The 6810-nt window shown below is 71.4% G+C and carries 7 protein-coding genes and 2 pseudogenes; 3 read left to right on the top strand and 6 right to left on the bottom strand.

What is annotated here, in order from left to right; all coding sequences use genetic code 11:
- The coding region (locus Q0R13_RS18180; protein WP_293906586.1) for a helix-turn-helix transcriptional regulator at nt 1-366 on the bottom strand (366 nt) is incomplete at its 3' end.
- A gap of 79 nt (nt 367-445) precedes the next feature.
- Between Q0R13_RS18180 and Q0R13_RS18175 the strand changes: the two are divergent.
- Nucleotides 446-1003, top strand: a pseudogene (locus Q0R13_RS18175) (ATP-binding protein); the annotation flags it as partial.
- A 15-nt stretch (nt 1004-1018) separates the two neighbouring features.
- Here Q0R13_RS18175 and Q0R13_RS18170 read toward each other — a convergent pair.
- The 4 genes and pseudogenes from Q0R13_RS18170 to Q0R13_RS22660 form a co-directional block, all read right to left on the bottom strand.
- A complete protein-coding gene (locus tag Q0R13_RS18170) occupies nt 1019-1447 on the bottom strand; it encodes a hypothetical protein (RefSeq protein ID WP_293906583.1) in 429 nt (142 codons plus the stop codon).
- Between the two features lie 69 nt (nt 1448-1516).
- Nucleotides 1517-1879 (bottom strand): hypothetical protein, encoded by a 363-nt coding sequence (locus tag Q0R13_RS18165; RefSeq protein WP_293906581.1) that lies wholly within the window; start codon nt 1877-1879, stop codon nt 1517-1519.
- Between the two features lie 190 nt (nt 1880-2069).
- The gene (locus tag Q0R13_RS18160) at nt 2070-2408 is read right to left on the bottom strand and encodes a hypothetical protein (RefSeq protein ID WP_293906579.1); all 339 of its coding nucleotides are present in this window, start codon (nt 2406-2408) and stop codon (nt 2070-2072) included.
- Nucleotides 2409-2532: 124 nt separating this feature from the next.
- Nucleotides 2533-2700 (bottom strand): annotated as a pseudogene (locus Q0R13_RS22660) (helix-turn-helix transcriptional regulator); the annotation flags it as partial.
- A 174-nt stretch (nt 2701-2874) separates the two neighbouring features.
- Between Q0R13_RS22660 and Q0R13_RS18155 the strand changes: the two are divergent.
- Together Q0R13_RS18155 and Q0R13_RS18150 are read left to right on the top strand one after the other, a co-directional pair.
- On the top strand, nt 2875-4416 hold the full coding sequence (locus Q0R13_RS18155; protein WP_293906577.1) for a response regulator: 1542 nt from the start codon (nt 2875-2877) through the stop codon (nt 4414-4416).
- Nucleotides 4417-4451: 35 nt separating this feature from the next.
- On the top strand, nt 4452-5801 hold the full coding sequence (locus tag Q0R13_RS18150; protein ID WP_293906575.1) for an MFS transporter: 1350 nt from the start codon (nt 4452-4454) through the stop codon (nt 5799-5801).
- A 154-nt stretch (nt 5802-5955) separates the two neighbouring features.
- On the opposite strand, the gene Q0R13_RS18145 is transcribed toward Q0R13_RS18150, so the two are convergent.
- Nucleotides 5956-6786, bottom strand: a complete 831-nt coding sequence (locus tag Q0R13_RS18145; RefSeq protein WP_293906573.1) for a serine protease — start codon at nt 6784-6786, stop codon at nt 5956-5958.
- Nucleotides 6787-6810 lie beyond the last annotated feature (24 nt).

Below are 6810 nucleotides of genomic sequence, written 5' to 3'. Positions count from 1 at the left end.
GAATCTGGCTGCAACGGCTAGGCCGAGGAGCCGATCGAGCGCTGGTAAAGTGAGGCTTGTGGGCCTCCACTCGCCCCGTTCCCAGCGCCTCCACGTCCCCTGATCGACGCCGACCAGCGCAGCTGCCTTCCTGATTTCGATACCACGACGGCGACGCTCTGCCAGCAGCGCCTGCGCGAGCGTGTCGGACAAGGGCCAGGGCTCGTAGCCGAGATAGCCGATGATTGCGGGATAGGCGCTGACGACCGGCGGCCGCTCGTCGCGCTCCCACCACATGAGCGTCTTGGGGGCCACGCCGAGCAGCTGCGCCGCCTCGGACTGCTGCAGACCAAGCTCTCGACGTTTGCGCCGTAGGTGGGCCCCCAAGCTGTCCCCCTCATCCTGTGCGAGATCGGGCCGCGTGGCCTTCAAGACGAGCCGAACACCGGGCGGCAAAAAGGCACCGCACCCATGCCGCTGCGGCCACGGTGGCGCGGGCCGCGGCGCCTGTGGCCGCGCGCCGCGCTGCCAGACCGACTACCAGGGGCGCATCTCCGGCCCGTTGATGGACCGCATCGACCTTCAGGTCGATGTCCCGCCGGTCACCGCCGCCGACCTGGCGCTGCCGGCGCCCAGCGAGGGGACCGCCGAGGCCGCCGCCCGCGTCGCCGCCGCCCGCCGCCTGCAGGCCGACCGCGCCGCAAAGGCCATGAGCGCCGCCGCCCTGGCCGCCGCCCCCCTGGCCACCGCCCGCTTGAACGCCGCTCCGCTGAACGCACAGGCCGAGGGCGACTGGCTGGAGACCATCGTCGAGCTCGATCCGTCGGCCCGCGCCCTGCTGGCCCGCGCCGCCGAGGCCGGCGGCCTCACCGCCCGCGGCTGGACCCGCACACTGCGCCTGGCCCGCACCATCGCCGACCTGGAGGGCGGCGGCCCGGTGCGCCGCGTCCACGTCGCCGAAGCCCTGATCTACCGCCGCGTCGCCCCTGGGACCTCCATGGGGGCCTACCCGCTCAGCGTCTAGCGCCGAGCCCCGCCCTCACGGCTCCAGTTCGACGTCGCGCGGGCTCCGGGCGGTCCAGGAGCCGTAGCCGATGGCCAACAGCACCAGGTAGCTCCAGACGATCTCGGCGGTCAGGTAGGCCCAGCCGCTGATGCCGGTGTCCAGCGCGCGTCCGAGGTGGGTGATGATCGCCAGCAGCTGGAAACCCGCGGCGAACATCGGCCAGTAGCGTCGACTTCGCAGCGCCAGCCAGACGTAGAGCCCGAGCAGGCCGAGATCGATGGCCAGCACGCCCCACTGGATGTCTTCGCTCCGCGGCTTGAACGCGACGCGCGAGAGCGCCCAGGCCGCCAGGAAGCCGCCGGCCGCCAGGCGCTCGTCGTCCTGCCCGCGCAAGACCGCGAGCAGGCAAACGCCCATCAGCGCGGTCGGCCAGACCCAGATTGGCAGTTGATAGGCAGACAAGGCGACGGCCCCCGGGGTTCCCGAGGGCCGCACTGTGACAGACGCCATCGTTCGTTGGAACGGCCGCGCTTACGAGGCGATCCGCAGCGCCCGCATGCGCACCCGCTCGGTCTCCATGCCCTGCGGCGGCGGCTTCTCGCCGGCGTCGCCGGCCATCCGCACGGCGCCCAGGCCGATCTGGGCCTGCACGATGCTGAGTTCCTTGTGGGTCTCGACGATGGCCCGACGGGCCTCCGCGAGCGCCATGATGGCCTGGCTGGCGCGTTCCAGGGCGTCCTGGCCGATCAGAGCCGAAGCCCCCGCCTGTCGGCGCAGCAATGGCATCACACCTGTGAGGTGGGCGGTTTTGGTCAGGGCCACGTCGATCGCAGCCTCCGCTTCGAAAAGTGCGCCAGCGACCTGCTCGGCCACCATCCGGCGTTCTTTGAGCATGAGCTATCTCCAGGCGCGGCGTGGGTCCGCCGCGCGTTAAGGTTCAGCGATCAAGGTTTCTCGACCGTTCAGGCTTTTAGGAAATTCGCCGCCAGGTCATTGAGCTCGTGGAGCCCGGCCAACATGCCCGTGAATGCGAGCGCGGTGACGACGGCGATCACGACGATCGCCCCCAACCTGGCTGCGGGGCTTAGGTCATTTCGGCGGAGCCAAGTTCGGCTTCGCCCTTGAAGTTCTCGTCCAGGAGAACCCAGGTCAGGCAGAGGATCTCGCGAAGCACCATCTCGGCCGGCTTGAACGGCGCCAGCTTCCGGGTGGCCGACACGAGGTGCCGGGCCATGTCCGCCTGCGCCGGCGTAGCTGACAAATCGACCAGCTGCCGCTCGAGCTGCGTCCAGGAGAAGCTCGGGAGAAGTTCCTCCCGCTTCGCCAACGCCGGCCACCGGGTCTCGAAGTCGTCGATCTCCCGGCGTAGGCGCAGCGCCTTGCCGATCACCGCCCTGTTCTCGAAGTTCGGCCAGTCGCCCATCGGGGTCCCCCTGTGTTGCCGGCTCATCGAGCCCGCAATCGGAGGCGGTGTCTGTCCTGATCGTGTCCTGTCCTGATGCGATCAGGACAGGCATTCCATCCACGGCCCGCAGCAGCTTGGCCGCCTGGAAACGGTCGCCGACGCCCAGCTTCTTGCGCGCGCGGTCGCAATAGGTGTCGACGGAGGTCTTGGACATGCCAAGCTCGCGGGCGATCTGTTTGGAGCTGAAATGCTGGTCGACCAGACGCAGGCACTCACGCTCGCGTTGTGTCAAAAGGTCGATAGCGGTCATTACGCCCTCGAAGCGCACCACGATCCTGGCTCGCTAGTAAACGGCGCCTTTGGCCCCGCGTCTACTTTGCCGAGCACATTTGCGCTCGGAAGCCCCTGCGGCGCGTTGATTTGTAGCATGGGCGGCCGGCGTTTGACTGCCCGTTAAGCCGTTGGCGCTTAAGCCTCCATTGCCATGCGCAGACCCGCCCGCCCCCTTTCCGAGCGCCGCCCCAACCGCGCCCGGATCAGCGCCGAACAGCTGGCCTCGCTCAGTCATGAGTTCCGCACGCCCCTGAACGGGGTGCTGGGCATGGCCCGCCTGCTGGAGGGCACCCGTCTCACCGCCGAGCAGAAGACCTATGTCGCGGCGCTGCACGACAGCGGCCAGCACCTGCTGACCCTGGTCAACGACGTCCTCGACTTCGCCAAGCTGGGCGCCGGCGGCGTCGAGCTGCATCCGGCGGCCATGGAGGTCGAGAGCCTGCTGCGCGCGGTCTGCGAACTGTTGTCGCCGCGGGCCCGGGAAAAGGGCCTCGAGATCGCCTGGGCGGCGCCGGCCCAGCCGGTGTTCGTGCTGGCCGACGAGGGCCGCCTGCGCCAGATCCTGCTCAACTTCGCCGGCAACGCGGTCAAGTTCACGGAGACCGGCGGGGTCCTGATCGCCGCCGAGGTGCCCGCGCCCGGCCGCCTGCGTATCACCGTGGAAGACACCGGGCCAGGTGTCTCCAGTTCCGACCGCGACCGCATCTTCGAGGCCTTCGCCCAGGCCGACGCCGCCCATGCCGACCTGGGGGGCGCCGGCCTCGGGCTGGCCATCGCGCGGCGCCTGGCCCGCGCCATGGGCGGTGAGGTTGGGGTCGATTCAGCGAAGGGAGGCGGCGCCTGCTTCTGGTTCGAGGCCGCGATCGCCGCCTTGCCGGGGACCGCCACGGTCCCTTCGCTGGAGGGCCAGACCGTCGGCGTCGCCTCGCCCAACCCGGTCGTCCGCGACGCCGCGCGCCGCCAGATCGAGGCCTGCGGCGGGATCGCCAAGGTCGCCTCGGCCCTGCCCGAAGCCATCGCCCGCACCCGGCCCGGCGACGTGATCCTGGTGGACGCCAGCCTGGCGGGCGGCGGCGGAAGCCTGCGCCCGCCGCTGCAGCGGCCGGCCATCATCCTGCTGGCTCCTGACGAGCGCGCCGCCATCGCCCGCTACCGCCGCGCGGGCTTCACGGGTTACCTGATCAAGCCGCTGCGCCGCGCCTCGGTGGCCGAGCGGGTGCTGATCGCCGCCGGCGCGGTCGCCACCGCCGCGCCCCCGCCGCGCGAGGACGAGCGCATCGCCGCCGCCGCCGCGCCGGGCGCGCGGATCCTGCTCGTCGAGGACAACCCGATCAACGCCCTGCTGGCCCGCGCCCTGTTGAGCCGCGAAGGCTGTGAGGTCGAGCACGCGGTGGGCGGCGAGGAGGCCCTGGCCGCCTGCGAAGTCGGCCAGTACGACCTGATCCTCATGGACATGCGGATGCCGGGCCTCTCCGGCGAGGCGACCGCGCGACGCCTGCGGGCCGTCCGCGTCGAGACCCCGATCGTCGCCCTGACCGCCAACGCCTTCGAGGACGACCGCCGCGCCTGCCTGGCCGCCGGCATGGACGACTTCCTGGTCAAGCCGCTGTCCCCGGACGCCCTGCGCGGCATGCTCACCCGCTGGACCCAGCCCGGCTGGACGAAGCGGGCGGTGCGCGCCAAGGTCGGCTGATCGGCGGGGCCCCCGCCCCCGCTTCAGAGGCCGGCATGACCCAACAGGCCCCGGCGCCCGCCCGCCGCAAGCGCAGCGCCATGGACGTGGTGCGTTCGCTCGGCCAACCCAAGGTGGCGGTCATGCTGGCGCTGGGCTTCGCCTCGGGCCTGCCGTTCCTGCTCACCCAGAACACGCTCGGCTACTGGCTGCGCGACGAGGGTGCGAGCCTCAAGGTCATCGGCTTCATCTCCTGGGTGGGACTGGCCTATGTGCTGAAGCCGTTTTGGGCCCCGGTGGTAGACCGTATCGACGTGCCGCTGCTGGGCCGGCTGGGGCGGCGGCGCGGGTGGATGCTGCTGTCGCAGCTGGTCGTGGCCGCCGGCCTGGTGGGGATGGCGCTGGTCGGGCCTCAGGGCGGCCTGACCGCCATCGGCGCCTTCGCCGTGGTCGTGGCCTTCGCGTCCTCGACCCAGGACATCGTGATCGACGCCTGGCGTATCGAGGCGGCCAGCGACGCCGACGAGATCGGCCTGCTGTCGTCGGCGGCGCAGCTCGGCTACCGCATCGCGCTGCTGGTCGCCGACGCCGCGATCATCGCGGCGGCCGAGCGCCTGGGCTGGCCGCTGTCCTATGCCGCGATGGCGGTGCTGATGACGGTCGGCCTCGCCGCGAGCTTCCTGGCGTTCGAGCCGGCCAGGGCCGAGGCGGCGATGTACGGCAAGGCGCCGTTGTGGACGCCGCGCGGCTTCGCCGACGCCGTGGTCGGGCCGTTCATCGACTTCTTCGGCACGCACAAGGCGCTGGGGCTGCTGATGCTGGCCGCCATCGCCGCCTACCGCCTGCCCGACTTCCTGATGGGGCCGATGTACAACCCCTACTACCACGACCTGGGCATGACCAAGGACACGGTGGCCGTGGTGCGGGCGGCGACCGGCCTGCCCGGGGCGTTCGCGGGCATCGCCATTTCGGGGTTGTTCGCGCTGCGGTTCGGGCTGTTCCGGACCCTGATCGTGGGCTCGGTGCTCCAGGGCCTGGGCACGGCGGCGTTCGCGATCCTCACCGTCTCGCACGACCTGCCGACCTTCACGGCGGTCATGGCGCTCGACAACTTCGCCCAGGCCTTCGCCGGCGTGGCGCTGGTGGCCTATATGTCGAGCCTGACCGGCTTGGGCTACACCGCCACCCAGTATGCGCTGCTTTCGGCGACCTACGCCTTCCTGGGCAAGTTCCTGAAGGGGTTCTCCGGCGCGGTGGTCGACAGCCTGACCCCGTCGCACGGGCTGCTGGGCGCCTATGCGACCTCGTTCGTCGGCACGGGGCTCACCGCGATCCCGCCGATCCTGTTGTTCCTGCTGCTGGCGCAGCGAACCGTGCGGGCGGCCAGGGCTGCGGCGCCAGGTTAGGTCCGCACGCAAACAAACCGCTCATCCCGGCGAACGCGGGGACCCAGATGGACTGGCGCCGGTATGGATTCCAGAAACTCAGAGCCGGTCCGGCCGGCCTTTGAGCCATCGGATCTGGGTACCGGCCTTCCCCGGGATGAGCGGTATCGAAAGCTTATTTATCCAGGCACACCACCTGGGCCACTTGGAGTTCGCGGCGCAGGTCGTCGGCGACGTAGAAGTAGTTCTTCGGATTGATCGCCTCGCCCACCGCGCCGGCGTCGCCGCGCCGGCCGCTGGCGACGAGGGCGGCGTTCACGACCTCTGGCGCGGTGGTGTAGATGCGACCGCGGCGCGGGCTCTCGGCGATGGTCACCCCCAGCACCCGGCCCTGGGCGTCCAGCGCCGGGGCGCCCGACAGCCCGCCCAGGGTGCCCTCCAGCCCTTCGGTGCGCCCGGTCTCGGCCCAGACCAGCACCGGTTCGGTCCGCGCGCCGTGGCCCCGCACCACCAGGTTCTCGCGGCCCAGCAGCCGCGAGCTGGCCTCCCCCGGCTCGCCCTGCGGGAAGCCCGGATGGAACGCCCGCTGCCCACGCCGCAGTGGCTCGGTCAGCGCCAGCGGGAGCGGCGTCGAGCCGCCCTCGGTGAACAGCATCGCCGCCTCGCCGCGCGGGTCGATCCGCACGCTCACCGCCACCCCGGTCCCCGGCCCGACCACGATCGCCACCCGCTTGCAGCCGTCCACCACGTGCCGGGCGGTCATCCAGACCCCCGAGCGGGCGATGGAGAAGGCGGTGCCGGCGGCGGGCCCGGTGGTGCTGGGCACGTCCACCACCACGGCCGGATCGAACGGCGAAGCCGGGCCCAGCGCCTCTCCGAGCGGCTCCGAGCTCCTGGGCGGCGGCGGCGGCGCGTCGGTGCGCTCGTCGCGGCCGACCGCCGCGAACAGCACCGCCACGACGATCGCGGCGTATATCACCCAGTCCGGCAGCCGCGGAAACCGCATCTCAGCGCATCTTCATGTCAGCCG

Source organism: Phenylobacterium sp., assembly GCF_025351295.1.
Lineage (GTDB): Bacteria > Pseudomonadota > Alphaproteobacteria > Caulobacterales > Caulobacteraceae > Phenylobacterium.
This window is presented reverse-complemented; position numbering and strand designations above follow the sequence as displayed.

What these genes read in the sequence shown, in the direction of transcription:
- Q0R13_RS18165 (WP_293906581.1), bottom strand. Translation starts at nt 1,879, where the DNA reads ATGCTCAAAGAACGCCGGATGGTGGCCGAGCAGGTCGCTGGCGCACTT.
- Q0R13_RS18160 (WP_293906579.1), bottom strand. Translation starts at nt 2,408, where the DNA reads ATGGGCGACTGGCCGAACTTCGAGAACAGGGCGGTGATCGGCAAGGCG.
- Q0R13_RS18155 (WP_293906577.1), top strand. Translation starts at nt 2,875, where the DNA reads ATGCGCAGACCCGCCCGCCCCCTTTCCGAGCGCCGCCCCAACCGCGCC.
- Q0R13_RS18150 (WP_293906575.1), top strand. Translation starts at nt 4,452, where the DNA reads ATGACCCAACAGGCCCCGGCGCCCGCCCGCCGCAAGCGCAGCGCCATG.
- Q0R13_RS18145 (WP_293906573.1), bottom strand. Translation starts at nt 6,786, where the DNA reads ATGCGGTTTCCGCGGCTGCCGGACTGGGTGATATACGCCGCGATCGTC.